25 protein-coding genes are annotated in these 25,244 nt (G+C 71.4%); 17 read left to right on the forward strand and 8 right to left on the reverse strand.

The window, feature by feature from the left end; genetic code table 11:
• Positions 1-24 precede the first annotated feature (24 nt).
• The 4 genes from PZE19_RS15825 to PZE19_RS15840 form a co-directional block, all read right to left on the reverse strand.
• The gene (locus PZE19_RS15825) at positions 25-627 is read right to left on the reverse strand and encodes a histidine phosphatase family protein (RefSeq protein WP_277861603.1); all 603 of its coding nucleotides are present in this window, start codon (positions 625-627) and stop codon (positions 25-27) included.
• Between the two features lie 212 nt (positions 628-839).
• Positions 840-1,703 (reverse strand): fumarylacetoacetate hydrolase family protein, encoded by an 864-nt coding sequence (locus tag PZE19_RS15830; protein ID WP_277861604.1) that lies wholly within the window; start codon positions 1,701-1,703, stop codon positions 840-842.
• Positions 1,704-1,751: 48 nt separating this feature from the next.
• Positions 1,752-2,546, reverse strand: a complete 795-nt coding sequence (locus PZE19_RS15835) for a 6-phosphogluconolactonase (protein ID WP_277861605.1) — start codon at positions 2,544-2,546, stop codon at positions 1,752-1,754.
• A gap of 250 nt (positions 2,547-2,796) precedes the next feature.
• Positions 2,797-3,009, reverse strand: coding sequence for a hypothetical protein (locus PZE19_RS15840; protein WP_277861606.1), 213 nt, complete (start codon positions 3,007-3,009; stop codon positions 2,797-2,799).
• A 367-nt stretch (positions 3,010-3,376) separates the two neighbouring features.
• Here PZE19_RS15840 and PZE19_RS15845 point away from each other — a divergent pair, with 367 nt between their 5' ends.
• A complete protein-coding gene (locus tag PZE19_RS15845; protein WP_277861607.1) occupies positions 3,377-4,288 on the forward strand; it encodes a cytidylate kinase-like family protein in 912 nt (303 codons plus the stop codon).
• A gap of 40 nt (positions 4,289-4,328) precedes the next feature.
• On the opposite strand, the gene PZE19_RS15850 is transcribed toward PZE19_RS15845, so the two are convergent.
• Both PZE19_RS15850 and PZE19_RS15855 read right to left on the reverse strand, forming a co-directional pair.
• Positions 4,329-4,457: a hypothetical protein gene (locus tag PZE19_RS15850; RefSeq protein ID WP_277861608.1), complete on the reverse strand. Its 129-nt coding sequence runs from the start codon at positions 4,455-4,457 to the stop codon at positions 4,329-4,331.
• Positions 4,458-4,593: 136 nt separating this feature from the next.
• The gene (locus tag PZE19_RS15855) at positions 4,594-8,097 is read right to left on the reverse strand and encodes a protein kinase domain-containing protein (protein WP_277861609.1); all 3,504 of its coding nucleotides are present in this window, start codon (positions 8,095-8,097) and stop codon (positions 4,594-4,596) included.
• 272 nt (positions 8,098-8,369) lie between these two features.
• Here PZE19_RS15855 and PZE19_RS15860 point away from each other — a divergent pair, with 272 nt between their 5' ends.
• The 11 genes from PZE19_RS15860 to lpxB all read left to right on the forward strand — a co-directional run bounded on the left by PZE19_RS15860 (position 8,370) and on the right by lpxB (position 19,180).
• Positions 8,370-9,071, forward strand: a complete 702-nt coding sequence (locus PZE19_RS15860; RefSeq protein ID WP_277861610.1) for a helix-turn-helix transcriptional regulator — start codon at positions 8,370-8,372, stop codon at positions 9,069-9,071.
• 6 nt (positions 9,072-9,077) lie between these two features.
• Positions 9,078-9,911, forward strand: coding sequence for a Fe-S cluster assembly ATPase SufC (gene sufC / locus PZE19_RS15865; RefSeq protein WP_277861611.1), 834 nt, complete (start codon positions 9,078-9,080; stop codon positions 9,909-9,911).
• Positions 9,912-10,004: 93 nt separating this feature from the next.
• The gene (gene sufB / locus PZE19_RS15870; RefSeq protein ID WP_277861612.1) at positions 10,005-11,420 is read left to right on the forward strand and encodes a Fe-S cluster assembly protein SufB; all 1,416 of its coding nucleotides are present in this window, start codon (positions 10,005-10,007) and stop codon (positions 11,418-11,420) included.
• A gap of 203 nt (positions 11,421-11,623) precedes the next feature.
• Positions 11,624-12,961 carry a Fe-S cluster assembly protein SufD gene (sufD, locus tag PZE19_RS15875; protein WP_277861613.1) on the forward strand — a complete coding sequence of 446 codons (1,338 nt, stop codon included), beginning with the start codon at positions 11,624-11,626 and terminating at the stop codon, positions 12,959-12,961.
• 29 nt (positions 12,962-12,990) lie between these two features.
• Positions 12,991-13,851: a sulfurtransferase gene (locus PZE19_RS15880; protein WP_277861614.1), complete on the forward strand. Its 861-nt coding sequence runs from the start codon at positions 12,991-12,993 to the stop codon at positions 13,849-13,851.
• Between the two features lie 169 nt (positions 13,852-14,020).
• A complete protein-coding gene (locus PZE19_RS15885) occupies positions 14,021-14,458 on the forward strand; it encodes a SufE family protein (protein WP_277861615.1) in 438 nt (145 codons plus the stop codon).
• 20 nt (positions 14,459-14,478) lie between these two features.
• Positions 14,479-14,793 carry a non-heme iron oxygenase ferredoxin subunit gene (locus tag PZE19_RS15890; protein ID WP_277861616.1) on the forward strand — a complete coding sequence of 105 codons (315 nt, stop codon included), beginning with the start codon at positions 14,479-14,481 and terminating at the stop codon, positions 14,791-14,793.
• A gap of 37 nt (positions 14,794-14,830) precedes the next feature.
• Positions 14,831-15,130 carry a metal-sulfur cluster assembly factor gene (locus PZE19_RS15895; protein ID WP_277861617.1) on the forward strand — a complete coding sequence of 100 codons (300 nt, stop codon included), beginning with the start codon at positions 14,831-14,833 and terminating at the stop codon, positions 15,128-15,130.
• Between the two features lie 429 nt (positions 15,131-15,559).
• On the forward strand, positions 15,560-16,378 hold the full coding sequence (locus PZE19_RS15900; protein ID WP_277861618.1) for a S24 family peptidase: 819 nt from the start codon (positions 15,560-15,562) through the stop codon (positions 16,376-16,378).
• 25 nt (positions 16,379-16,403) lie between these two features.
• Entirely contained in the window at positions 16,404-17,804 is a 1,401-nt protein-coding gene (locus PZE19_RS15905; RefSeq protein WP_277861619.1) for a sigma 54-interacting transcriptional regulator, read from the forward strand.
• 125 nt (positions 17,805-17,929) lie between these two features.
• Complete coding sequence (lpxB, locus tag PZE19_RS15910; protein ID WP_277861620.1) at positions 17,930-19,180, forward strand: lipid-A-disaccharide synthase; 1,251 nt, start codon at positions 17,930-17,932, stop codon at positions 19,178-19,180.
• Between the two features lie 37 nt (positions 19,181-19,217).
• Here the strand turns inward: lpxB and cyaB are convergent, their stop codons facing one another.
• Together cyaB and PZE19_RS15920 are read right to left on the reverse strand one after the other, a co-directional pair.
• On the reverse strand, positions 19,218-19,787 hold the full coding sequence (gene cyaB / locus PZE19_RS15915) for a class IV adenylate cyclase (RefSeq protein ID WP_277861621.1): 570 nt from the start codon (positions 19,785-19,787) through the stop codon (positions 19,218-19,220).
• 52 nt (positions 19,788-19,839) lie between these two features.
• Positions 19,840-20,685: an FkbM family methyltransferase gene (locus tag PZE19_RS15920; protein WP_277861622.1), complete on the reverse strand. Its 846-nt coding sequence runs from the start codon at positions 20,683-20,685 to the stop codon at positions 19,840-19,842.
• A gap of 275 nt (positions 20,686-20,960) precedes the next feature.
• Between PZE19_RS15920 and PZE19_RS15925 the strand changes: the two genes are divergently transcribed.
• The 5 genes from PZE19_RS15925 (at position 20,961) to PZE19_RS15945 (ending at position 25,233) form a co-directional block, all read left to right on the forward strand.
• Entirely contained in the window at positions 20,961-21,884 is a 924-nt protein-coding gene (locus tag PZE19_RS15925) for a metallophosphoesterase family protein (protein ID WP_277861623.1), read from the forward strand.
• A 215-nt stretch (positions 21,885-22,099) separates the two neighbouring features.
• Entirely contained in the window at positions 22,100-22,294 is a 195-nt protein-coding gene (locus tag PZE19_RS15930; RefSeq protein WP_277861624.1) for a carbon storage regulator, read from the forward strand.
• 248 nt (positions 22,295-22,542) lie between these two features.
• The gene (locus tag PZE19_RS15935; protein WP_277861625.1) at positions 22,543-22,767 is read left to right on the forward strand and encodes a hypothetical protein; all 225 of its coding nucleotides are present in this window, start codon (positions 22,543-22,545) and stop codon (positions 22,765-22,767) included.
• 50 nt (positions 22,768-22,817) lie between these two features.
• The gene (locus PZE19_RS15940) at positions 22,818-23,045 is read left to right on the forward strand and encodes a hypothetical protein (RefSeq protein WP_277861626.1); all 228 of its coding nucleotides are present in this window, start codon (positions 22,818-22,820) and stop codon (positions 23,043-23,045) included.
• 64 nt (positions 23,046-23,109) lie between these two features.
• Positions 23,110-25,233, forward strand: coding sequence for a thioredoxin domain-containing protein (locus tag PZE19_RS15945; RefSeq protein ID WP_277861627.1), 2,124 nt, complete (start codon positions 23,110-23,112; stop codon positions 25,231-25,233).
• Positions 25,234-25,244: the final 11 nt, after the last annotated feature.

Below are 25,244 nucleotides of genomic sequence, written 5' to 3' on the forward strand. Positions count from 1 at the left end.
CTCTTGCATCCGACGTGCCGCGGATCAGGGCGGCGAGCCTCGAAAATCCTCGTCGTTCCAGACCCGGATGTTCGGCTCGCCGCAGTCGTGGTCGAAGCTCAGGATGCTGACCGAGGCCGTCGTCAGGGCGAGCCGGCTGGCGGCGTGGATCTCCAGCCCGACCCAGCGCACCGCCAGGCCGCGGAGGATGTGTCCGTGCGCGAAGACCAGGACGTCGCCCCCGGCCTCGCGGAGCCGGCCGACCACCCGATCGGTCCGCGCGGCCACGTCCTGGGGCGAGTCACCCTCGGGACAGCCGTCGCGGAAGACGTCCCAGCCAGGCCGCCGGCGACGGATCTCGGCCGTGGTCAGGCCCTCGTACGCACCGTAGCGGAACTCGACGAGGTCGGGATCGACCACGGCCGCGTCGCCGAAGCCGGCCAGCTCGCACGTCCGTCGCGCCCGCAGCAGCGGGCTGGTGAGCACGAGCGCGAACTCCCTCCCCTGCAACCCCGCCGCCAGCCGTCGGGCGTCGGCCTCGCCCCGCTCGGTCAACGCGACGTCCGTCAGGCTCGTGTGCCGGCCCGTCGCCGACCACTCCGTCTCGCCGTGACGCACCAGCACGATCCGCGGCAGCCGCTCGGACATCGACGAACCTCCAGAATGCCGAAACTCGCGGCCGAGGCCGCCGAATCGTCAGCCGCCGGCGCTCGATCCCGGGGATTCCGGACCGGCGGGCCTCGCAGAGCGATCATCGTAGGAAATCTTGATGCATGACGCCAGCGACGGTGCGAAGGCACGTCGAAACGGGCCTGTCGACGGACCTCGGCCGACTCACCCGCCGACGGAGACGGCCTTCATCACGCCTCGGCGGCGACGGGGTTCTGGAGGACGCCGAGGCCGTCGATCTCGACCTCGACGGAGTCGCCGGGCTTGAGCCAGACGGGGGGCTTGCGGGCCATGCCGACGCCGGGGGGGGTGCCGGTGAAGATGAGGTCCCCGGGGAGCAGCGTCATGATGTTCGAGAGGTAAGAGACCAGCTCGGCGATCGGGAAGATGAACTGCGCGGTGGACGAATCCTGCATCGTCCGGCCGTTGAGGCGCAGGCGGATGCCGAGGGCCTGGGGGTCGGGGATTTCGTCGGCGGTGGTGAGGAACGGGCCGGTGGGGGCGAAGGTGTCGAAGGTCTTGCCGGCGGTCCATTGCTTGGCCGGCTTGTTGAGCTGCCAGTCCCGCGCCGAGACGTCATGGCCGGGCATGTAACCGCCGACGTGCTTCAACGCCCACTCGCGGGGGATCCGCCGGCCGCCGCGGCCGATGACGACCACCAGCTCGGCTTCGTAGTCGACCTCGGCGCTCTCGGGGGGCAGGACGATCGCGTCGCCGTGGGCGATCAGCGTGTTGGGGTACTTGCTGAACAGGACCGGCTCGGGGGGGATCGCCGCGCCGCTCTCGATGGCGTGATCGCGATAGTTCAGGCCGATGCAGAGGATCTTCTGGGGGTCGGGGATCGGCGGCAGGAGTTTCGCCGTCGCCGGATCCAGGACGGCGCCGGCCTCCTTCGTGACCTCGCCGGCGCGGCGGACGCCGTCGGGTCCCAGGGCGAGGATCGCCTTGAGGCTCGCGGGCAGGGCCGGGTCGGCCGCGTTCAGGTCAATGTAGCCGTCCTGGCGGACGCCGCAGGCGCGCGGCCCTCGATCGGTCTCGACGGTGACGAAGCGCACGGTTACGGCTCCCTTCCCGAGGGCGATGGGTTGGCGGTCGGATGCGGATCAGGATTCGAGGACGAGCCGGGCGGCGTCGCGGTCCAGGTAGAGCGTCGCGCCCCGGCGGCGGCGGAGGGCCGTCGCGGGGCAGGCCTCGGAGATCGGGCCGCGGAGCGTGGCCAGGACGGCGTCGGCCTTGCGCGGGCCGACCACGACCACGGAGACGACGGCCGCCCGCAGCAGCGCGGGGACCGTCAGCGTGTAGGCGTGCGTGGGGACGTCGGCGAGCGCGTCGAAGCAGCCGTCGTGGACCTGCTGCTCGCGGCAGGACGCGTCCAGCCGCACGACCTTGACCAGGAGCGGGTCGAGGAAGTCGGCGACGGGCGGGTCGTTGAACGCCAGGTGGCCGTTCTCGCCGATCCCCGCGCAGACGACGTCGGTGGGGTAGCGAAGGAGGATCTCCTCGTACGCCAGGCAGGCCAGCAGGGGCCGCTCGGCCTGCTCGCCGGGGATCAGGTGCAGGCCCTCCAGGTCGACGAGGCCGAAGAGGTGCTCGTGGAGGTAGCGCCTGAAGGAGGCCGGGTGATCGGCCGTCAGGCCCAGGTACTCGTCCATGTGGAAGCCGGCCACTCGGGACCAGTCGACGCCTTCGGCCGCCACGAGCCCGGCGAGGAACTCGTTCTGGCTGGGCGCGGCGGCGAAGATCACGTTGGCCTTGCCGGCCGTCTCCTGGCGGGCGGCGATCGCGAGGGCGACGGCCGCGGCGGCGGCCCTGCCGGCCTGGCCGCGATCCTCGTAGACCAGGACGTCGAGTTCGTCGACGGTGAAGCGGGCGACGGGGGCGGGAGGGGGCGGGGTCATCGTGGGCGGCTGGCCTCGGTCGTCCAACGTCGGGCGGTTCGGGTCGTCTTCCGGAAGAAAGAGACGATAGCCGAATCGGCCCGCGTCCGCCACCGTTCGGCGTCGGACGTCGCGCCAGGCTGCAACCCATCTCGAAGAGGATGGGGCTCGAATCCGTCGCAACGCCGATGGCGTCCAGGCCCGTCTTCCCCCTCATCCGGCCCTGTCGGGCCACCTTCCCCCGCGAAGGGAGGAAGGCCGTGATGAGGGATCAGGAGAGGACCATCTCGCGGGCGGGGCGGCGGTTTTTGGGGCCCCGGAGTTCTTCGCAGAGCTTCTGGCATTCGACGAGGTCGCCGATCAGGGAATCGGCGAGGAAGGCCTGGGTGGGGTCGTCGCTGGCCCACTGGAGCTGGTCGTGGCACTGCGACATGTGTTCGAGCAAATCCTTCATCCACAATAGGGTGTGTCGCCGATTTCTCATCGTGGGACGATCCTTCATCCGGGTCCATCGTGATCGGGGGAACGCGGCCGATCCGCAATCGCGGGGCCGCCGACTCGTCCGGCCCTCGTCTGCTGACGTCGCTCACCAAGAGCAAGCCGCGTGCCGCTACCTGTCGCGGTCATCGCGCCGGCGCAGAACTCCTGGGCGGATCGGAACTTGAGCGAAAATCGACAATTTCCGCGAGTTCTTTCCGATCCCTCGCCGTTCTTGTAAGAGTTACACATCGGGGCCAAGTCGGTCGGAACGTCCTGGTTCCACGCCGCATGCCGGCGGGTCGGCGGCTTTTCAACGGCCCGCCGATGCCCTAGAGTGTCAGGAAGACCAGGCCCTCAGGAGGCACGGACAGATGGGCGCGTGGGAACCATTCTCGATCTCGACTTCGGAGACCCCGCCGCCGGCGGCCGATCGGGGCTGGGGCGGGCTCGGCGAGTGGCCCCGTTCCGTCGTGCGCTGGCTGTTCGGCTGGGGCGAGGACGAGCGCGAGCTGCCGCTGGCGATCGGCGGCTCGGCGCGGTTCCAGAACATCTGCATCAGCCGCGAGGCGGGCGCCGGCGGCGGCGCGATCGCGCGGATGGTGGGCCGTCGGCTGGGCTGGAAGGTGTTCGACCACGAGCTGCTGGAGGCCATCGCCCACCGGATGCAGACGACGGTCGACGAGGTCCGAACGTTCGACGAGCTGGCCCCGAGCGTCATCCAGGACTGGCTCCTGCCGCTCCGCGAGGAGCATTACGCCCCCCAGGAAGCCTATCTCGACCACCTGGCGAAGTTGCTGGAGGCCATCGGTCGCGCCGGCCAGTCGGTGCTCGTGGGCCGGGGCGGCGGATTCCTGCTGCCGCGCGACGCGACGTTGTCGGTGCGGATCGTCGCCCCGCTGAAGGCGCGGGCCTACCGCCTGGGCGAGCGGATGGGGGTCTCGCCGCGGACGGCGCGACGGGCCGCGAAAGACCTGGACGCCCGCCGGGCGGCGTTCGAACGGACGATGCACCGGGTCAACAGCGCCGACCCGCACAACTACGACCTGGTGCTGGACTCGAACAGCCTGGGCCTGGAGATCGCCGCCGAGGTGATCATCCGGGCCGTCGAGGCCGGCCGGCCGGCCTCGACGATCGCCGCGTCCGCCCCCGGGGCCTCGCCCTGGACGGTCCCCCCGGTCTCGCGGCCGGCCGCCGCGCCCGATCGGCCCGTGACGACCTCCGCGACTCCCCCGCCCGCCGCGCCGCCGAGCGTCGTTCCCGACGTGCTGGACCGCCCCGCCTGAGCCGGGACGATCCCCGCCGCGGTCGGCGGCGTCGGACGGTTCACGACCCGGTCGGTGGCCTGCCGATCGGGGTCGGGATCGGCTTGGGAGGGGTGATGATCGTCTCCTTCTTGGCGGGCTCGGTCTCGGGCTTCGGCTTGGTCGTCGAATTGGACTGGGTCGCGGCCATCGATGGCTCCTGTCGCGGATTCAGGCGGAGGGGTCTCATCCCGGGTGCTCGGGACCTCGCGAGGTCCGTACGACGGGAACCTACGGGGCCCCGGGCGTTTCCTTACAAACGAGCCGGGCGACGGGCGTGGGCCGGGCTACGGCGCGGGGGCGAAGGGCGGGTCGGGGAAGCCGACGTCGTCGCGGAGGTCTCGGGTCGCGGGCCGGTCGAGGGTCGTCATCAATTCGCGATCGCCCCGGATGCGGGCCCGGTCGGCGTACCCCAGGGCCAGGGCGAGGCGGACGTCGTCCTCGGCCGTCGCGACGTCGAGCGATCGCGCCGCCTCGCCGGCGGCGGCGAGCGGGGTCCGGCCGTAGCCGACGAGGCAGGCCCTACGGGCCGCCCGCGCCGCCAGCTCGACGAGGCCCTCGGCGTCGCGCGGGCCCCACAGGCCGATCCGGCCCGAGTCGGCTTCCGCGGCCTCCTCGTCGAGTCCCCGGAGTCGTGCGACGTGGGATCGCAGCCAGAGGACTTCGGAGAGGGCCCCCCGCGCCTCCGCGTCGGGCGTCTCTCCCGCCGCCGTGCGGTTTCGTTCGCGGAGTCGCGCCTCCACGTCCTTGAGGATCGTCCTCGCCTCCGCGGGTCGTTTCGCGGCGATCAGGCAGGCGGCCTGCCGGGCTCGGATCGCGTCCAGGGCGGCGTCGCGGGCCGAAGGCGACGGGGCCGCGGGGGTCTCCCGGATCGCGGCGGCGAACTCGTCGAGCCGGGAGGACGCCCCGGCCGGGTCGCCGGCCTGGAGCCTCCATTCGCCGCACGTCGAGGCGAGGGCGAGGCAGGTCGCGAAATGGGTCGGGCCGGCGGAGGCCGCCCGCAGGACGTCGAGCGAGCCGCGCGCCGCCTCCTCGGCGGCCGGCAGGGCCGCGTCGACGTCGCCCAGGTCGGCGTGCTGCTCCGCGAGGTTGAAGAGGCTGCTCGCGAGGTGGAAGCGATACTCGAGCACGTCGGTCGCGCCGGCCGTCGCCAGGCGGTGCTCGGCGATCGCCCGCTCGAACGCCGGGATCGCCTCGCGGTGGTCGCCGTGCTCGTCGAGGATGCTGCCGATGACGTTCAGGGTCCAGCCGAGGTAGTCGTGCGCCTCGGGGACGTCGGAATCCAGCTCGATGAGCTCTTCGAAGGCGACCCGGGCCCGTCCCAGCGATTGCAGCGCCGCGGCGTCGTCGCCGCCGTAATGCTGGGCGTAGCCGAGGCCGCGATAGGTCAGCCCGAGGTGGAGCCGGTGGCGGGTGACCGTCGGATGCGCCGCCGCCAGCCCCTCGCGGGGCGGGCGACTCTGCTCATAGTGGTCCTTCGCCTCGGCGTACCGCCCCAGGGTCGACAGGATGTCGCCCGTGTTCGCGGCGCTGACGCCGGCCAGCTCGACCACGCGGGTCGGCCGGGGCTCGCCCTCCGGCACCTGCTGGAGGAGCTTCCGGCAGATCTCCCCGCACTCGGCGAAGGCCTCCATGGCCGCCGCATGATCGCCCTTCCGGCTGGCGGCGAAACCCTGGTTGTTGGCCACCTCGGCCAGGGCCGCCCGATAGGAAGGCCGGTCGGGGTCGGCCGCGAGCAGTTCGTCGAGGATCCGTCGCGCGCGGGTCGACGCCCGCAGGCTCAGCTCCACCTGACCCTGCTTCGCCTGGATCGCGGCGACGTCGGAGAGGCAGTCGGCCAGCTCGAGCGCCCGCGCGGGGGGCGTCCCCGGCCGGGCGATCAGGGCCTCCAGGGCGGCGATCGCCCGGTAGTAGGCCCCGAGGGCCTCCGCGGGCCGGTCCTGGAGCTTCCGGATCTTGCCGAGCCGCTGGAGCGTCCGGGTGCGGTCGAGGGCCAAGCCGACGTCGGCCGGGGTCGATTCCAGGAGCGCGTCCCAGATCTGCAGGGCGATCTCCAGGGCGACGACGGCGTCCTGCGGGGCGGCGATGTCCGTCTGGATGACCCCCAGGTTGTGGTGGGCCTTCGCCAGTCGACGCCGCAGCTTGGGGTCGTCGCGGCGCTCGGCCACGAACTTCTCGTAGTATTGGAGGGCCGACTGGAGCAGGTCCTTGCGGAGCCTGCGCATGTCGACCGAGTCCTCGATGAGCAGCAGCTTGTCCTGGCTGATCCGGGTCAGGTAATCCTCGACGGCCTGCTGCGCCAGGTTGAAGTTCTCCTCGGCCTCGCCGCGGGCGGCTCGCTCGCTCCGCCAGGCTCGATCGATGGAGAAGGCCGCGGTCGTCGCGGCCAGGCTGACGCCCACGAGCACCGCCGCGGCGGCGTAGGCCAGGGTGCGGTGGCGTCGGACCCAGCGCGCCAGGCGACCGCGGACGCCGTCGGGATAGGCCGAGACCGGCTCGTCGGCCAGCCAGTTCTCGACGTCGCGCGCCAGGGCGCCGGCCGAGGGATAGCGGTCGGCGGGCTCGAAGGCCGTCGCCTTGAGGCAGATCGCCTCCAGGGCCGGCGGGATCGTCGGCACGATCGATCGCGGGGCGGCCGGCCCGCGGAGGACGGCGACGACGACCGCGTGTCGGTCGACCCCGTGGAAGGGGGACTCGCCGGTCAGCAGCTCGTGGAGCGTCGCCCCCAGGCTGTAGACGTCGGACGGGAACCCGATCCGGTCCAGGTCCCCCATGGCCTGCTCCGGGCTCATGTATTGCGGCGTGCCGAGCTGGTCGCCGGGGCTCGTCCCGCTCGGCGAAGGTCTTTCCTCGCCCTCGGGCGCGGTCGCGGGCCCGGCGGGCGGCTCCGGCCCCGATCCCACGTCCTTGGCCAGGCCCCAGTCGACGACGAGGGTCTCGCCGTAGGGGCCGACCATGATGTTGCCGGGCTTCAAGTCGCGGTGGATGTAACCCTTGCTATGGGCGTACTCCAGGGTCTCGCACGCACCCAGGAACCGCCGCAGCAGCTGACGGAACTCGACCCCCCAGGCCTGCGCGGGGTCGCCGCCGGCGGCCTCGGCCTTCTTGCGGGCCTCGTGGAAGTCGCGGATCGCGACCGACAGGCTGTCCCCCTGGACGAACCGCATCGCGTAATAGGGGCGGCCCGCCTCGTCCTCGCCGAGGCTGTAGACCGGCACGATGCCAGGGTGTTCGAGCTTGCCGGTGATCTCCGCCTCCAGCAGGAAGCGGGCGCGCAGGTCCTCGCGGTCGGCGTTCCGGGGCTGAAGCTCCTTGAGCGCGACCTCGCGCTGGAGCTGGCGGTCGAGGGCCTTCCAGACCCGGCCGATCCCCCCCCGGGCGTGGACGTTGAGCAGCTCGTAGCGCGCGGCGAGGGCCTCTCGGGGGACGGCGGGCGAGGTCCGCGAGGGCGTGGGCGGTTCGCCCGGGAGGGTCGTCGCGAGCGAGTCCCCGGGGACGCCCCCGGCCGCCTCGTCGTCCCGGACCGTGGAGATGCGCCAGGCGGCCAGGCTGCGGGCCAGGTCGCAGCCGTTGGCCCGGTAGTGGGCCGACGCCACGCACCCCAGGGCCTCCATCTGGCTGGTGTCGAGCTTGCCGAGGTTCTGGAGCAGCTCGGAGAGGTGGACCTGAGGCGCGTGCGACCACTGCTCCAGGATGGACGCGGTCGCGTTCCGGGGGATCGCCCCCGTCATCCCCGCCAGGAACGCCCTGAGGACCTCCTCGTCGTCCCCGGCCCCGCCATGCTCGCCCACGAATCGAGCCCCCGAATCGCCCGCGCCGCGACGCCCGGCCCGGCCGTCGTCACCCTCGCCGCGGTTGCATTCTGAACGATCCCCGGCCGGCCGGCAACGGGCCTCACGCCGGGGCCCGCCGCGTGCTCGATTTTTCGCAATTCTTCTTGCGAGAAAGTCGAGAAAGGGGCCCGCGGCGAGTGGACGGGACAGAAGAGGGCGTCTACAATAAGGTTCCGCGAGGGACGTGGGACGGTTGCACCGGGGCGACGAGCGATCGAAGGGCGGCTTCCATGTCGGAAACTTCGGATCGGGCGTTGCTGGACCTCATCCGTCGTCGCGGGCCGCTGACCGTCTGCGAGCTGGCCGCGGCGGTGGGCGTGACCGGGACCGCGGTGCGGAACCGGCTGGCGCGGCTGCTCGGGGCCGGACTGGTGGAGCGGAAGACGCGCCAGGACGGCCGGGGGCGTCCCAAGCACACGTACGAGGCCAGCGTCGAGGCCCACAAGCGCCTCGGCCAGAACTACGCCGACCTCGCCGTGGCGCTTTGGGAGGAGATGATGGGGACGGTGGAGGACCGCAAGCTCCGCCGGGCCATCTTCCAGAGGATCACCGTCCGCCTGGCCGAGATGTATCGGACTCAGGTCGGGGGCGATGGCTGGGAAGGCCGGCTGACCCAGCTCAGCGGCCTGCTGCAGGTCCGCGGGGTCGAGGCCGAGGTGGCCCCCGGAGGCGACGGCCTGCCGCCCTTCCTCCGCCAGCATTCGTGCCCCTACTACGAGCTGGCGGAGCTGGACCGGGCCATCTGCGGGCTGGAGCGGAAGATGTTCGAGAAGGTGCTGGGCCGGGGCCTGCGTCTCAGCCAGTGCCGGCTCGACGGCGGCCGCTCCTGCGACTTCGAGGCCAAGCCGACGGCCCCGGCCGTGCTGGCCCTGGGGCCGCCCCCCTCGGGGTTCGCACCGCTCTCTTACGAAGACGACGTCAACAGGGTTTAAATGTCGATGAGCAAGGTACTTCGGATCGAGAATCTGCGCGTCGCCGTCGAGGGCAAGGAGATCCTCCGCGGGGTCGACCTGACCATCAAGCAGGGCGAGGTCCACGCGCTGATGGGCCCCAACGGCTCGGGCAAGAGCACCCTGAGCTACGCCCTGATGGGTCATCCCAACTACGAGGTGACGGGCGGCTCGGTCACGATCGACGGCGACGACGTCCTGGCCATGGAGCCCGACGAGCGGGCCAAGGCGGGCGTCTTCCTGGCGTTCCAGTACCCCACGGCCATCCCCGGCGTGACGGTCGCCAACTTCCTGCGGCACGCGGTCACGAACGTCCGCAACCCCGAGCGCCGCGAGGGCCAGGACCTGATCCCGATGCGCGACTTCCGCAAGGAGATCCGCCAGGAGATGGACGACCTGGGCATGGACCCGGCGTTCGCCCGCCGCTACCTCAACGAGGGCTTCTCGGGCGGCGAGAAGAAGCGGGCCGAGATCCTCCAGCTCGCCATGCTCCGCCCCGCCTTCGCCATCCTCGACGAGACCGACAGCGGCCTGGACATCGACGCCGTCCGGATCGTCTCCGAGGGGGTCAACCGGGTCGCCGCCAAGCACTCGACCGGGATCCTGGTCATCACCCACTACGAGCGGATCCTGACCTTCATCAAGCCCCAGTTCGTCCACATCCTCTTCGGCGGCCAGATCGTCGAGGAGGGGGGCGGCGAGCTGGTCAAGCAGCTCGAAGCCGAGGGCTACGACTGGATCCGCGCCAAGTACCCCGAGGCCGCCCGCCGCGCCGAGGAGCTGGAAGCCTCCAAGCAGGACCAGCAGGGCGTGGGCGTCTGACGAGACGCCGCCCGGCCCGGCCTCGCCCCGAACCACCAAGCGAAGCGAAGAGACGAGAGGCGGGGAGCACCCCCCTAGACGAAGGGACCCGAGATGGCGACCGATCTGAATCTCCAGGTTGCGGGCATCAAGGAAGATGACAAGTACGGCTTCCGCGACTCCGACGCCAACTACGCCTTCAAGAGCGGCAAGGGGCTGACCCGGGACGTCGTCGAGCAGATCTCCGAGATGAAGAACGAGCCCGCCTGGATGCGGGACTTCCGCCTCAAGGCGCTCGAGATCTTCCGCCAGAAGCCCACCCCGACCTGGGGCGGCGAGCTGGCGGGCCTGAACTTCGACGACATCCGCTACTTCATGAAGGCCACCGACCGCCAGGGCCGCACCTGGGACGACGTCCCGGCCGAGATCAAGAACACGTTCGACAAGCTCGGCATCCCCGAGGCCGAGCGCAAGTTCCTGGCCGGCGTCGGCGCGCAGTACGAGTCGGAGGTCGTCTACCACAGCCTCCGCGAGGACCTGCAGAAGAAGGGCGTGATCTTCGTCGACACCGACACGGCGGTGCGCGAGCACCCCGACCTGGTCCGCGAGTACCTGGGCACGATCATCCCGATCGCCGACAACAAGTTTGCGGCCCTGAACTCGGCGGTCTGGAGCGGCGGCTCGTTCGTCTACATCCCGGCCGGCGTCAAGGTCGACATCCCGCTGCAGGCCTACTTCCGGATCAACGCCGAGAACATGGGCCAGTTCGAGCGGACGATCATCATCGTCGAGGAGGGGGCTCAGGTCCATTACGTCGAGGGCTGCACCGCCCCGATGTACTCGTCCGAGAGCCTGCACTCGGCCGTCGTCGAGATCGTCGTCAAGAAGGGCGGCCGCTGCCGCTACACGACGATCCAGAACTGGGCCAACAACATCTACAACCTCGTCACCAAGCGGGCCGTGGCCCACGAAGACGCGGTCATGGAGTGGGTCGACGGCAACCTCGGCAGCAAGCTGACGATGAAGTACCCGGCCGTCTACATGGTCGGCAAGGGCGCCCGCGGCGAGATCCTCTCGATCGCCTTCGCCGGCCAGGGCCAGCACCAGGACGCCGGCGGCAAGGTCGTCCACGCCGCCCCCCACACCAGCTCGCGGATCATCTCCAAGAGCATCAGCAAGAACGGCGGCCGGGCCAGCTACCGCGGCCTGCTCAAGGTCGCCAAGGGCGCCAAGGGCTCGAAGTCGAACGTCGTCTGCGACGCGCTCATCCTCGACCCCAGCAGCCGCTCCGACACGTACCCGTACATCGAGATCGACGAGGACGACGTCAAGATCGGCCACGAGGCCAGCGTCTCCAAGATCGGCGAGGAGCAGCTCTTCTACCTGAGGAGCCGCGGCCTCTCCGAGGCCGAGGCCTCCACCCTGATCGTCAGCGGCTTCATCGAGCCCCTCGTCAAGGAGCTGCCGATGGAGTACGCCGTCGAGATGAACAAGCTCATCCAGCTCCAGATGGAAGGCTCCGTCGGCTGACGGCCGAACCTGTTTCCGCCCCCGACGGCGGCTCGCCGTCGGGCGGTCCCCGCGGTACGATCGCGACGAGGCGGCCTGCGGGCGGCCTCGTCGCCGTTCATGCTCGGCCTGGGCGTGCGTCCGCGAAGGATAGCGAGCCGGCGCTCGTCGGGCGTGTCGGCGATCCGATCGATTCTTTTTGATGTTCAAGTCCTGGAAGCACCATGAGTAGCAGCCTTTCCGCGTCGACCCTGGCCCCCGCCGGCTTCTCGGAGGAAGCCTTCGAGGCGTTCCTGAAGGGGCGCGACGAGCCCGGATGGCTCGTCGACCGCCGTCGCGAGGCGTTCGCGCGGTTCCAGGCGTTCGCCTGGCCGACCGCTCGGGACGAGGAATGGCGGCGGACCGACATCCGCGCCTTCAAGCCGGCCGACTTCGGGCCGCCCGCGCAGGCCGAGGCCTCGGCCGCCGCGACGGCCGCGTTCGACCCGCTCTGGGAGAGCCTCTCCTCGCACTACGCCACAGGCGTCGCGCACGTCGACGGCGCCGTCGTCCGCAGGCCCGACCCGGCCAAGCTCGGCGGCGCGACGTTCGTCGACCTGGAGACGGCGGTCAAGGACCATCCCGAGATCCTCCGCAAGCACCTCCTCACCGACGTCGTCAAGCCCTCGGACGACGTCCTGGCGGCCCTGCACGCGGCCTTCTGGAGCGGCGGCTCGCTGCTCTACGTCCCGAGGGGGGTCGCCGTCGAGCTGCCCCTGTTCAGCATCGCCGGCATGTCGGCCGACGGCCGCATCGACTTCGGCCACACCCTCGTCGTGCTCGAAGAGGGCGCCGAGGCCACGCTCGTCCGCGAGACCGCCAGCGCAGGCCGCGGCGACGCGCCCGGCCTGCACGTCGGGGCGCTCGAGGTGGTGCAAGGAGCGTCGTCCCGGCTCCGCCTGGTCAACATCCAGAACTGGGACGCGTCGACCTGGCACTTCACCCGCGAGCGGGCCGTGATCGGCCGCGACGCGTCGCTGCAGTGGACCGTCGGGGCGCTCGGGTCGCGGCTGTCGAAGGTCAACCAGGAGGTCGTCCTGGCCGGCGAGGGGGCCTCCGCCCAGGTCAACGGCGTCATGTTCACCACCGGCCGCCAGCACCTCGCGTACTTCACCCGCCAGGACCACCAGGCCCCCCACACCACCAGCGACCTGCTCTACAAGGGGGGCCTCAAGGGCCACTCGCGGATCGTCTGGAAGGGCATGATCCGCGTCGAGAAGGACGCCCAGCGCACCGACGCCTACCAGAAGAACGACAACCTGATCCTCTCGGATTCGGCCCGCGCCGACTCGATCCCCGGCCTGGAGATCGAGGCCAACGACGTGCGCTGCACGCACGGGGCCACCGCCGGCCGCGTCGACGAGGAGATGATCTTCCTCTGCCAGGCGCGGGGCATCCCCCGCGACACGGCGGTCCGGCTGATCGTCGAGGGGTTCTTCGCCAACGTCTACGACCGCATCACCCTCGACCCCGTCCGGGAGACGCTCCGGCGCGCCGTCGCGGCGAAGCTCGGGGATTCTTGATCGTCATGGAAAGCCAGGGAGCCTGTCTCATGGGGGAAGCTTACGCGCATCCCGAAGTCCTCGTCTCGACGCAATGGGTGCTGGACCACCTCGACGACCCCAAGGTGCGGATCGTCGAGAGCGACGAAGACCTCCTGCTCTACGACCTGGGCCACGTCCCGGGCTCGGTGCGGATCGACTGGCAGGGGGACCTGCAGGACCAGATCGTCCGCGACTACATCGACGCCGAGAAGTTCGCCGACCTCTGCTCGAAGAACGGCATCGCCGCCGACACGACGGTCGTGTTCTACGGCGACAAGTCGAACTGGTGGGCCTGCTACGCCTTCTGGGCCTTCACCCTCTTCGGCCACGAGAGCCTGAAGGTGATGGACGGCGGCCGGAAGCTCTGGATCGACGAGGGCCGGCCGATCACCCGCGAGACCCCCAAGCCCCCCCGGACCGACTACAAGGTCGCCGGCGGCGACGAGGCGGCCATCCGCGCCTTCCGCGACGAGGTGATGACCCACGTCCGCGCCGGCAGGCCCCTGATCGACGTGCGGAGCCCCAAGGAGTTCACCGGCGAGATGCTCCACATGGAGGACTACCCCCAGGAGGGCTCGCTCCGCGCCGGCCACATCCCGGGGGCCAAGAGCGTCCCCTGGAGTCGCGCCGTCGAGGACGACGGCACGTTCAAGTCGGCCGCCGCCCTCAGGGCGATCTACGAGGGCGAGGTCGGCCTCAAGCCCGCCGACGACGTCGTCGCCTACTGCCGGATCGGCGAGCGTTCCAGCCTGACCTGGTTCGTGCTGACTTACCTTCTGGGCTACCCGCGCGTCCGCAATTACGACGGCTCGTGGACCGAGTGGGGCAACCTCGTCCGCGCCCCGATCGAGCGCGGGGCCGGCGCCTGAACAACGCGCCTTGCCCAGCCTCGCGCCATCGTGAAGAATGGAACGAACCCGGGAGCTCGGAGCCCGGTCCGATCGGTCGGCGACCCGCGTGCGGCGCCGACGACCCGACCGCGACCGAGCCCGCCGGGGCCGGCCCTCTCCCAACAGCCGGAAGGAGCAGACCATCTCCATGCCCGCCGCACTCGACGCCATCATCGACGAGCTGAAGGAGTCCGACCGCCAGGAGCGGATCGACCTCCTGATCGACTTCGCCAAGAACCTGCCGCCCCTCCCGCCCGAGCTGGAGGCGCGCAAGGACGCCGAGCACCGGGTCGAGGAGTGCCAGTCGCCGGTCTACCTGTTCGTCGAGATGATCGGCGACCGCGTCGCCCTCTACGGCGAGGCCCCCGCCGAGGCGCCGACCGTCCGGGGCTTCGTCTCGCTCCTGCTGGAGGGGCTCAACGGCGCGTCGCCCGAGGACGTGCTGAAGGTCCCCGGCGACCTGGTCGACCTCTGCGGCCTGACCGAGGTCCTGGGCATGCTCCGGGTCCGCGGGCTCTCCGGGGTCCTGCGTCGCATCAAGCGCGACGTCGCCCGCGTCGCGTTCGCCCACCACTCGACCCCCTGATCGGATCGGACGAGACGCCCATGTCGGAAGCCGTCAAGATCGCCGCCGCGTCGGAACTCGCCCCCGGCGGCAAGAAGCTCGTGGACGTCGACGGCCGCGCCCTGGCGCTGTTCCGGGTCGGCGACGAATACTACGTCATCGACGACGTCTGCACCCACGACGGCGGCCCCCTCGCCGAGGGCGAGCTCGACGGCGTGCAGGTCGAATGCCCCCGCCACGGCGCGCGGTTCGACGTCCGCACCGGGGCGGCGGTCCGCTTCCCGGCCATCGAGCCGGTCCCCACCCACCCGGTGGAAGTCCGCGACGACGGCGTCTACGTCCGGATCGACGGCTGAGGCCCGAAACGGCACCCCCCCCTCCGAGGATCCCGCGATGATCGAACACGAGGCCCTCGTCCAGGCCCTGAAGACCGTCAACGACCCCGAGCTCAACGTGAACGTGGTGGACCTGGGCCTGGTCTACTCGATCCGCGCGGAGGACGACCGCGTCGACGTCGAGATGACCCTGACCTCGCCCGCCTGCCCGATGGGGCCGGAGATCCTCCGCAACTCGGTCGCCGCCCTGGAGAAGGTCGAAGGGGTCGCGAAGGTCGACGTCAAGCTCGTCATGACCCCCCCCTGGACCCCCGACCGCATGACCGACGACGCCCGCGACGAACTCGGCATGTTTTAACCGGGCCGGGTCCGGTCGCCGCCCCTTCCCCCCTTCGTTCTCCTTGCTTGAGAAAGCCGATCGCGCGTCGCCCCCGGCCGCGTCGCGGTCGGCGACCCGCCTCATCTTTCCCGTCGCCGCCGGATCACGCCGAAAAGGCATCGTATGTAGGATGGAACCTGCAAGCATGCGGCCTGCGTTGCCGTTTTCCGACATCGTCATACACTTCTTTAGACATGTCGCCGTCCCCTGATGACGCGGCCCGTCCCGTGTGTTAAGTTGGCCCGCCAGGGCGGGAGACTCGTGCAGGGTCGTCCGCCGAAGGCTGCCGGAAGGGATTGATCCCCGTCTTGCTCGGCCCTCCCTCCCTAAGCGTTTTTCCAACCCATACTTCGCGACCGATGATCAGGGTATGGGGCCCACTGGTCCCCTTTCATGGGATCGAGCGCCGTGGCTCGGAAAAAGACCCCCAAAGTCCGCCTGACGATCAAGACGTCGCTCTCGCGTCGACTGCGAGAGATCCGCCAGGAACTCTTCGGCGATCACGGCGGTCCGGAACTGGCCCGCCGCCTGAACCTGCCGGCGCGCACATGGTACAACTACGAGACGGGCGTCACCGTCCCGGCCGAGATCCTGCTCTCGTTCATCGAGCTCACCGGCGCGTCGCCGACCTACCTGACGACCGGCGAAGGCCCGCGGTACGTCGGCCCGTCGGAGGACCGCCGGATGACGGACCTCTCGCCGCTCGAGCTGATCCGCCGCGGACTTGAGAAGCTGGAACGGGAACGCCCGATCTTCTCCTCCTCGCCGGGGTCGGGCCAGGACGGGCCCCTGGCCCCCGGGCGCGAAGGGACGGAGTTCCAGGCCGTGCTGGTCTTCCCCTTCGAGGAGCTGAACCGCCCGACGCTCGATACGGCGCGGTCGGTGGGCCGCGTGCTGGCCTATCGTCACTGGCTCCCCAACCCGGGGGCGACGATCGCGGTGCGGGCCGTCGACGAGTCGATGAGCCCGATCCTGCCCAAGGGCTCGATCGTCGCCATCGACCGGTCCCTGACCGACCCGAGGGAGCTGCGGGGCAAGATCGTGGCCGCGCGGCTCGAGGGCGAGGTCATGATCCGCTGGCTGGACCTGAGCGGGCGGCACGTGATCCTGCGGCCCAACCACGCCGGCCCCGACCACCCGCTGGTCCCGGTCGAGATCGACGACGCGCCGGCCGATTTCCTCATCGGCCGGGTCGTCTGGTCGTGGAGCCGGTTCGGCGAGGGTTGAGCCGACCAGACGCAAGAGGCTCGCGATGCCGCCTTCCCGCCCCCCGACCCTGCGGCCGGAACAGGTCTGGCGATCGGCCCGCGAGCCACTCTTCTGGCTCGACGCCGGACTCCGGGTCGCCTGGGTGAACCCGGCCTTCGAGGAGCTGACGGGGGTCGCGGCCGCCGCGGTCGTGGGGTCCGCCTGCCCGGCGTACGGGCCGTCGGGCGAAGGGGACGCCGCCGACCTCGCGGCCAGCCTGTCGCCCCCGCCGGAGGCGCTCGCCGGCCGCTGCGCGACGGCCTTCGCCCTCTTCGTGCGCCCGGACGGCGCGCGGCTGCGACGGGCCGTCGCCTTCCAGCCGTTCCGCGACGGCCGGGGCGCGCTGCTGGGTCTGCTGGGGCGGATCCTCGAGGCCGACGAGTCGCCCCCCTCGCCGCCGCCCGGGGCCGAGTCCGAGGGGCATCGCCTGCGCGTCCTGCTGATGGACGCCCGTGCCTCGCTCCTGGAGCGCTTCGGCTTCGACTCCATGGTCGGATCGGGACCGGCGCATCGGCGGCTCCTGGAGCAGGTCCGGCTGGCCGCGGCGGTGCGCCGGCCCGTGTTGTTCGTCGGCGAGGCCGGGACCGGCAAGCGGCACGCCGCCCGCGCCGTCCACCAGCTCGGCGCCGGCGACGGCCCCGCGCTGAAGGTCCTCGACTGCGAGGCCCTGCCCGCCGAGATCCTCGACCGCGAGCTGTTCGTCGCGGCCGAGACCGGGGCGGCCGCCGAACCCGCCGCGCGGCCCCGGCTGGCCGCGGCCGACGGCTCCTCGCTCCTGATCGGCGACCTCGCGGCGCTGCCTCGCGACATCCAGGCGAAGCTGGCCGCCGCGCTCGAAGCCGGCGACGACCGGGTGCGGATCCTGGCCGTGACGACCGGCGACCCCGAGGCCGACGTCCGCTCCGAGGTCCTCCGCGGCGACCTCTACCTGGCCCTCTCCGTGCTGACCATCCGTCTGTCCCCCCTGCGCGATCGACGCGACGAGATCCCCCTGCTCGCCCAGAACTTCCTGGAGCGTCTCAACCGCCGCGGGGGCCGCCAGCGGCCCGGGTTCGCCCGCGCCGCCGAGGACGCCCTGGCCGCCTACCACTGGCCGGGGAACCTCCGCGAGCTGGCGCGGGTCGTCGAGCACGCCCACGGCCGGGGCGAGGCCGGCCTCGTCTCCGAAGCCGACCTCCCCGCCGACGTCCGCGGGAACCTGGGAGACGCCCATCCCCCGCCCCGGCCCGCCCCCCCCCGCCCCCTCGACGAGATCCTCACCGACGTCGAGCGCCGGCTGATCGAGAACGCCCTGTCCCGGTCCCGCCGCAACAAGTCGCGGGCCGCCGAGATCCTGGGCGTCTCCCGGCCCCGCCTGTACCGCCGCCTCAAGGAGCTGGGCTTCCCCGACGCCGACGAGGACTGACGCCCGGTTCGCCTTCCCGGCGCGGGGGGATTCTGATAGGGATCACGGTCCTGGACGCGGATCGCGGCCGTGACCCGTCGCGATCCGCCCCCTCCGAACCGAGCACGGAAGCGAGCGACCCAAGGATGAAGATCTTCATCTCGGCCGGCGAGCCCAGCGGCGACCTGCACGCCGCGAACCTGATCCACGCGCTGCGCGAGCGCGTCCCCGAGGCCGAGTTCACCGGCTTCGGCGGGCCCAGGATGATCGAGGCGGGCGCGACGCTGAAATACCCGCTCGTGAACCTGGCGGTGATGTGGTTCCTGAGCGTCTTCCAGAACATCGTCACGTTCGTCCGCGTGCTCGTCATGGCCGACCGCTGCTTCCGGGACGAGAAGCCCGACGCCGTGGTGCTGGTCGACTACCCGGGCCTGAACTGGTGGGTCGCCCGCCGCGCCCGGGCGCGCGGGGTGCCGGTGTTCTACTTCGTCCCCCCCCAGCTCTGGGCGTGGGCCGGCTGGCGGGTGGAGAAGGTCCGCCGGTTCGTCGACCTGGTCCTGTGCAGCCTGCCGTTCGAGCCGGCCTGGTATCGCGAGCACGGCTACGCGAACGCGGTCCACGTCGGCCACCCGTACTTCGACGAGCTCCAGGACCGCGACCTGGACGAGGCGTTCACGACCGCCCAGGAGGCCCACGGCCGGCCGCTGCTGGCGATCCTGCCCGGCTCCCGGACGCTCGAACTGAAGCGGAACCTGCCGATCCTGATCCGCGCCGCGGCCAAGCTCGCGGCCCGCCGGCCCGACGTCCGCTTCGCCGTCGCCTGCCTGCACGAGCCCCACCGCGTGCTGGCCGAGGGGATCATCGCCGACACGCTCCAGGGGCTCGCGGGCCTGCCCGCCCCCGACCTGGAGGTCTTCTCCGCCCGGACGCCCGAGCTGATCCGGGTCGCGGACGTCGCCTGGTCGGTCTCCGGCTCCGTCAGCCTGGAGCTGATGATGGAGGCGCTGCCGACCGTGATCCTGTACAAGGTCCGGCCGATCGACCTGGTCATCGCGCGGCCGTTCATCAAGGCGAAGTACATCACGCTCGTCAACCTGCTCGCCGACGCCGAGCTGATGCCCGAATACCTGACGAGCCGGGACGTCTCGGACGAGCTGGTCCGCCACGCCGAGAGCTGGCTCGGCGACCCCGAGGCGAAGGCCCGCGCCACGGCCGCCCTGGCCGCGCTCCGCTACACGGCCGCCCGCCCCGGCGCGACCGCCCGCGCGGCCGACCGGATCCTCGCGTGGCTCCGCGACCACGCCGCGACGGATACGGCCTACCGCGGCCCCCACGCCCGGTCGCTCGACCTCGACCCGGTCGGGCTCGATTCCGTCGAGGCGGACGACGGCGTCTGAATCGCCCCCGGCGTTCGATCGACCGATGCAGGCGCGTTCACGGACGCGCCTGCCGCCGTTTCTCCAGGAGCATGCGGAGGTACGAGCGGGGCTCGACCTCCGTCAGGCCGAGCTTCGCGGCGAGGCCGAGGACCGCCTGCTGGGCCCGGGGGAGGTCGTCGCGGCCGTGCGCCAGGGCCTCGACCTCGGCGAAGTCGCCCAGCCCCTCGGCGCGGTCGAGGGTCGTCTCCAGGTCGTGGCCGTCGAACCGGAGGTGGAACGAGGTCCGCCGCTTGCGGACGACGGCCACGCGCCGGAACCCGAGCCGGTCGAACAGCCGGGCGAGCTGCTCGTGGCGTTCCGGGCCGGCGTCGAAGGGGATCTCGATCTCCTCGCGGGTCTTGGTCGGCCCGGCCTCCTTCGGCCCCTTGTAGGTGACGCGGTTGTCGCCGCCGACGCGCCGGATCCGGAACGCCTCGTTGGTGACGGCGAAGTCGCGCGCCGGGTGGTTCAGGTACGAATCCTCCTCGTCGACGGTCCCCCGCTCCTCGGCCCCGAGCGCGGCCAGCGCGCGGCGCAGGGCGTCGTGGTCGACGTCGCGATACTTCACCTCGACTTCGTAGCCCATGGGGTCCCGATCCGCAAAGGGGACGGACGTCGCCCCGACGTCCGGCCGAGGACTATTCCGCCCGCGTGGGCCCGTCGAGCGCGCGATTCCGGAAGACGACCACGGGGCTGCTGGGCGTCGCCGCCACGAGGCATTCGAAGCCCGCCCGCTCGAGCTTCTCGAGCATCTTCTCGGTCCCGTCGCCGGTGAGGAAACGCGCGTGGGTTTCCATGACGATGTGCTTGACGTGCGCGCGCAGGGTTTCCAGCTCGTCGTCGACCAGCGCGATCTCGGCCCCCTCGACGTCGATCTGGAGGTTGATCGTCTGGAAGCCGCGATGCTTGAGGATGTCCTTCAGCCCGATCGCGGCGACCGTGACGCGGCTGTCGCCCCCGCTCGAGATCCGGCTCTCGAGGTGGTCGTCGATCTGGAACTCGATGAGCGCGTTCTCGGCCCCGACGGCCGCGGAGATGATCTGGAAGCGGCAGCCGTTGAGTTCGCGGTTCTTCAGCAGCGTCGGCACGACCACGGGGTTCGCCTCGACGACGACGTGCTCGGTCGGCCGCTGCAGATGGCGGTTCGTGATGCAGGACAGGGCCCCGATCGACGCCCCGAACTCGACCGTCGGCAGGGCCGGGTCGAGGTACTTGAGCGTGTAGTCGATCTCGTCGTTCTCGTGCCAGCCGTAATACATCAGGCTCTTGGCGCGCGTCCGGATCAGCGGGTTGTCGAGGGAGACCTTGACGCCGTGGAAGTCGATCACGTCCCCGGTGAGCTCGATGTACCTGCCGATGTACCAGTTGTCCTTCTTGAACCGCCAGACGTAGGACTTCATCTGCTGGATGCGATTCTCGCTGAGGACCTTGTCAGCCACGCGACGGTACCATCGGCGGGGCTTGGGCTTCGTCGTCTCTCGCACGGCGCTCGTTTCCATGTCAGCGTCAGCCTTTCTCGACCCGGAGGCTTCGCCGGAGACCTGGGTTTTGGAAGCACGAATCATAACCAAGGACGGCGCCCGTCGCCACCCGCCAGGAGGCCGGCCCCCCGCGGGACGCCGGCCGGGAGGGAGCGATCCCCCCTTGATTCCGGCGCCCCGAACGCGGATACCCGTTCGAGGGAGGGGTGCGGAGTCGCCGAGGCGGCCCGCAGCCCCGACGAAGATCGAACCCGCCGCCGACGATGGGAAGCCGAGCCATGCCGATCCATCTGCCCCCGACCTCGCGTCGCACGTTCCTCAACAGCCTCGCCCTGGGGGGGGCCGCGCTCGTCCTCCCCGGGATCCGGCCGACGTCCGCGGCCGGGCGCGACGAGCCGGGCGGCTACGTCGCGCTGCTGGCCGACACGCACATCGACCAGGACGCCGGCAAGGTCGTGCGCGACGCCTTCAACGTGAGCGCCAGCCTGCGCGCCGTCGTCGCCGACGTGCTCGCGCAGCCGAGGCCGCCCGCGTGCGTGGCGGTCGTCGGCGACCTCGCGCTCAAGAACGGCCAGCCCGGCGACTACGGCCGGTTCCTGGAGCTCGTCGCCCCGCTCCGCGAGCGCGGGATCCCCGTCCACCTGACCCTGGGCAACCACGACGACCGCGACGCGTTCCGCAAGGCGCTGCACCAGGAAGCCGAGGCCGCGGTCGAGGGCCGATGCGCCGCCGTCGTGGAGGCCGCCGGCGCGCGGCTGGTGCTGCTGGATTCGCTCGACAAGGTGGACGAGGTCCCCGGGCTCCTCGGCGAGGCCCAGCGCGCCTGGCTGGCGAGGACCCTCGACGCCGCGCCCGCCGCGGCGACGGTCGTCCTGGTGCACCACAACCCCTCGCCCACGGCCGAGCCCGCGCCGGGGACGTTGCAGGACACGGCCGCGCTGCTCGACATCCTCCGGCCTCGCAAGCAGGTGAAGGCCCTCGTGTACGGCCACACCCACGCCTGGCGGCGGAGCGAGGAGGACGGGCTGCACCTCGTCAACCTGCCGGCGGTCGCCTACCCCTTCGAAAAAACCGAGCCCGTGGGCTGGTGCCGCTTCGAGCCGCTCCGCGACGGCCGGGGGGCGACGTTCGAGCTGCGATGCACCGGCGGCGATCGGTCGAAGGACGGCGAACGCGCCGAGTTGGCCTGGCGCGGTGCCTGACGACCCCGCGGCGAGCCGTCCGGCGCCGCCGCGAATCCGAAAAAAACGCCATTTCGTCCGCGCAAGTGCGGTCGTCGCCGTGGGGCTCGGTCGCGGGCCGGAGTAAGCGATTGACGGGTGGGGGCGCCTCGCTACAATCGGGAGGTCGTGCCGCCCGCCGTCCTCCCCGGGCGTCGGTCGGATGGGACCCAGGGGCTTAGCAACGAGGTGGAACCGTGATCATCATCCCCAGGGAAGAGGGCGAAGGCGTCGTGATCGGTGACGACGTGGTCGTCACCGTCGTGGAGATTCGGGGCGACCGCGTGCGGCTGGCCATCGAATACCCCGACGACACGTCCGTCGAGCGTGGGGAGGATCGATCCCGGATTCGGACCTATCGCGACGTCCTCCTGTCGTCGCTCTCGTCCTGAGCCAGGCCAGGAGTCGTCGCGCATCGGGGCGTCCCTCGAAAGGCGCCATCGGCCCGGTCATCCGGGCCCCGGTCGAGAGGCGTCGCCGCGCGACCTCGGCGCCTCGAGTCGTGATGGCCGCCTTGACCTTCCACGCCTCGGAAAGGCCCGCTAGAATGCGGCGGGAGGCCGCCGATCCGGATGCGAATCCGCAACGGCGCGGTCGCGGGGAGTCGGGCGGGCTCCTCCCATTCTCACCGAGGACGAGGATGAGCGTTCCCGAGCTGGAGCTCTTCGCGACCGAGGACCTCATCGAGGAGGTCCTCCGCCGCACCACGTTTCAAGGCGTCGTCATCCACTCCCGAGACGCCGTCGGCAATGGTTCGGAACCGGACGAGAGGACGTTCAGCGTCCGGTTCAACGGCAATTTCCAGACCGGAGAAGTCGGGCGACTGCTCGACGTCGTCAGTCGTCGACTCGCCGACGCGGTCTGACCCCGACCCCTGGCGGACGACCCTCCCTCCGCCGGCCTGGGAGCCCGAACATGTCCACCGAAGAAGAGCGCAAGCACGCGTACAAGGCCTTCAAGAAGCGGCTCAAGCTCGCGCGCCTGGACGACCAGTCCGGCCTGAGCCCCGGCACCAAGACCTCGCGCATCGGCGGCATCACCCCCCCCGCCGGCCACCCCCCGGGCATCTGGGAAGAGCTGGCGACCGAGGGCAAGCTCAAGCGCGAGGGCCACGGCATCTACTCGCTGGCGAACGAGGTCTGAGGCCGGCCCGCGAATCGCCCGGGCGTCGTTGACGACGTAGCGCGCGGGGGCCTAGAATCCCGGCATGTCGTCATCACATGCGAGCCCCGATCGCGCCGGCGCGTCCGAGCACCCCGCCAACCGCCTGGCGGGCGAGACCAGCCCCTATCTGCTGCAGCACGCGCACAACCCGGTGGAGTGGCACCCCTGGGGCCACGAGGCGCTCGAGCTGGCGAAGGCCGAGGACCGGCCCATCTTCCTGTCCATCGGCTACTCGGCGTGCCACTGGTGCCACGTCATGGAGCGGGAGAGCTTCGAGAATCCGGACATCGCCCGGATCATGAACGCCCACTTCGTGAACATCAAGGTCGACCGCGAGGAGCGTCCCGACCTCGACCAGATCTACATGAACGCCGTCCAGGCGATGACCGGCCAGGGGGGCTGGCCGATGTCGGTCTTCCTGACGCCTGAAGGGGAGCCGTTCTTCGGCGGCACGTATTTCCCCCCCAGCGACTCGCGGGGCATGCCGGGGTTCCCGCGCGTCCTGCTGAGCGTCCATCGCGCATGGGCCGAGCGCCGGGGCGAGATCCGCCAGTCGGCCGTCGAGATGACCTCGCACCTGCGGAACGCGGCCGATGCCGGCCGGGGGAAGGGCGAGGCGTCTCCGCTCTCGACCGCGCTGCTCGACCACGCGGCGAAGGCCCTGATCCGGAACTTCGACGCCCGCCACGGCGGCTTCGGCCAGGCGCCCAAGTTCCCGCACCCGATGGACCTCCGCGTGCTGCTGCGGCAGTTCGCGCGCACCGGCGACGCCCAGGCGCTGCACGCCGCGACGTTCACGCTCGGCAAGATGGCTCGGGGCGGCATCTACGACCACCTCGGCGGCGGCTTCGCCCGCTACTCCACCGACGAGCGCTGGCTGGCCCCCCACTTCGAGAAGATGCTCTACGACAACGCCCTGCTGGCCTCGGCCTACGTCGAGGCCTTCCAGGCGACCGGCGAGGCGAGCTTCGCCCGCACGGCGCGCGCCACGCTGGGCTACGTCCTGGACCGCATGACCGACCCCGACGGCCCCTTCTACTCGACCGAGGACGCCGACAGCGAGGGCGAGGAGGGCAAGTACTACGTCTGGTCGCTGGGCGAGATCCTCGAAGTCCTCGGCGTCGACCTGGGGCGGAACTTCGCGCTCACCTACGACGTCTCGCCGGCCGGCAACTGGGAGCGGAAGAACATCCTGAACCTCCCCCGGCCGATCGCCGAGTCCGCCAAGGACCTGGGCCGCGACGCCGACGAGCTGGAGGCCGAGCTGGCCGAGTCGCGGGCGACCCTGCTGGCCGTGCGCGGCCGCCGCATCGCGCCGGGCAAGGACACGAAGGTGCTCGTCGCCTGGAACGGCCTGGCGATCGCCGCGCTCGCGCAGGCGGGGCGGGCCCTGGCCGAGCCCCGCTTCCTGGAGACCGCCGAAAAGGCCGCGGCGTTCCTGCTCGACCGGCTGCGGACGTCCGACGGGCGGCTGCTCCATACTTACAAGGACGGGATCGCCAAGCTCAACGGCTATCTCGACGACTACGCCTGCCTGATCGACGGCCTGACCCGGCTGTTCGAGGCGACCGGCGGCCCGCGCTGGCTGGCCTCGGCCGTCGAGCTGGCCGACGTGATGGTCGCCGAGTTCCGCGACGCCGGGCACGGCGGCTTCTACTACACGGGCGCGAGCCACGAAACCCTGCTCACGCGCCAGAAGGACCTGTTCGACGACGCGACCCCCTCGGGCAACGGCATGGCGGCGACCGCCCTGGTCCGCCTGGCCGCGCTGACGGGCCGGGAGGACCTCGCGACGATCGGCCGCCAGGCCGTCGAGGCCGCCGCGAAGATCCTCGAAGGCGCGCCCTCCGCGGGCGGCCAGACCCTCATCGCGCTCGACTTCCTGCTCGCCCCCCCTCGCGAGCTGGCGATCGTCGCCGGGTCGGACCGCCGCGAGTTCGCCGCCGCGCTCGACGCCGCCTTCGCGCGGTTCCTCCCCCACGCCGTCGTCGCCCCGGCCCCCGCCGAGGATCGCGAGGCGTTGGCGAAGCTCGTCCCGCTGCTGGAAGCCCGGCCCGCCGTCGACGACCACGTCACGCTCTACGACTGCGAGAACTTCACCTGCCGCGCGCCGGTCGCGGGGACGTCGGGCGTCCTCGCGGCGCTGGCGGGGGCCGGCCGGGGCTGAGCTTGCCGCTC

Source organism: Paludisphaera mucosa, assembly GCF_029589435.1.
Lineage (GTDB): Bacteria > Planctomycetota > Planctomycetia > Isosphaerales > Isosphaeraceae > Paludisphaera > Paludisphaera mucosa.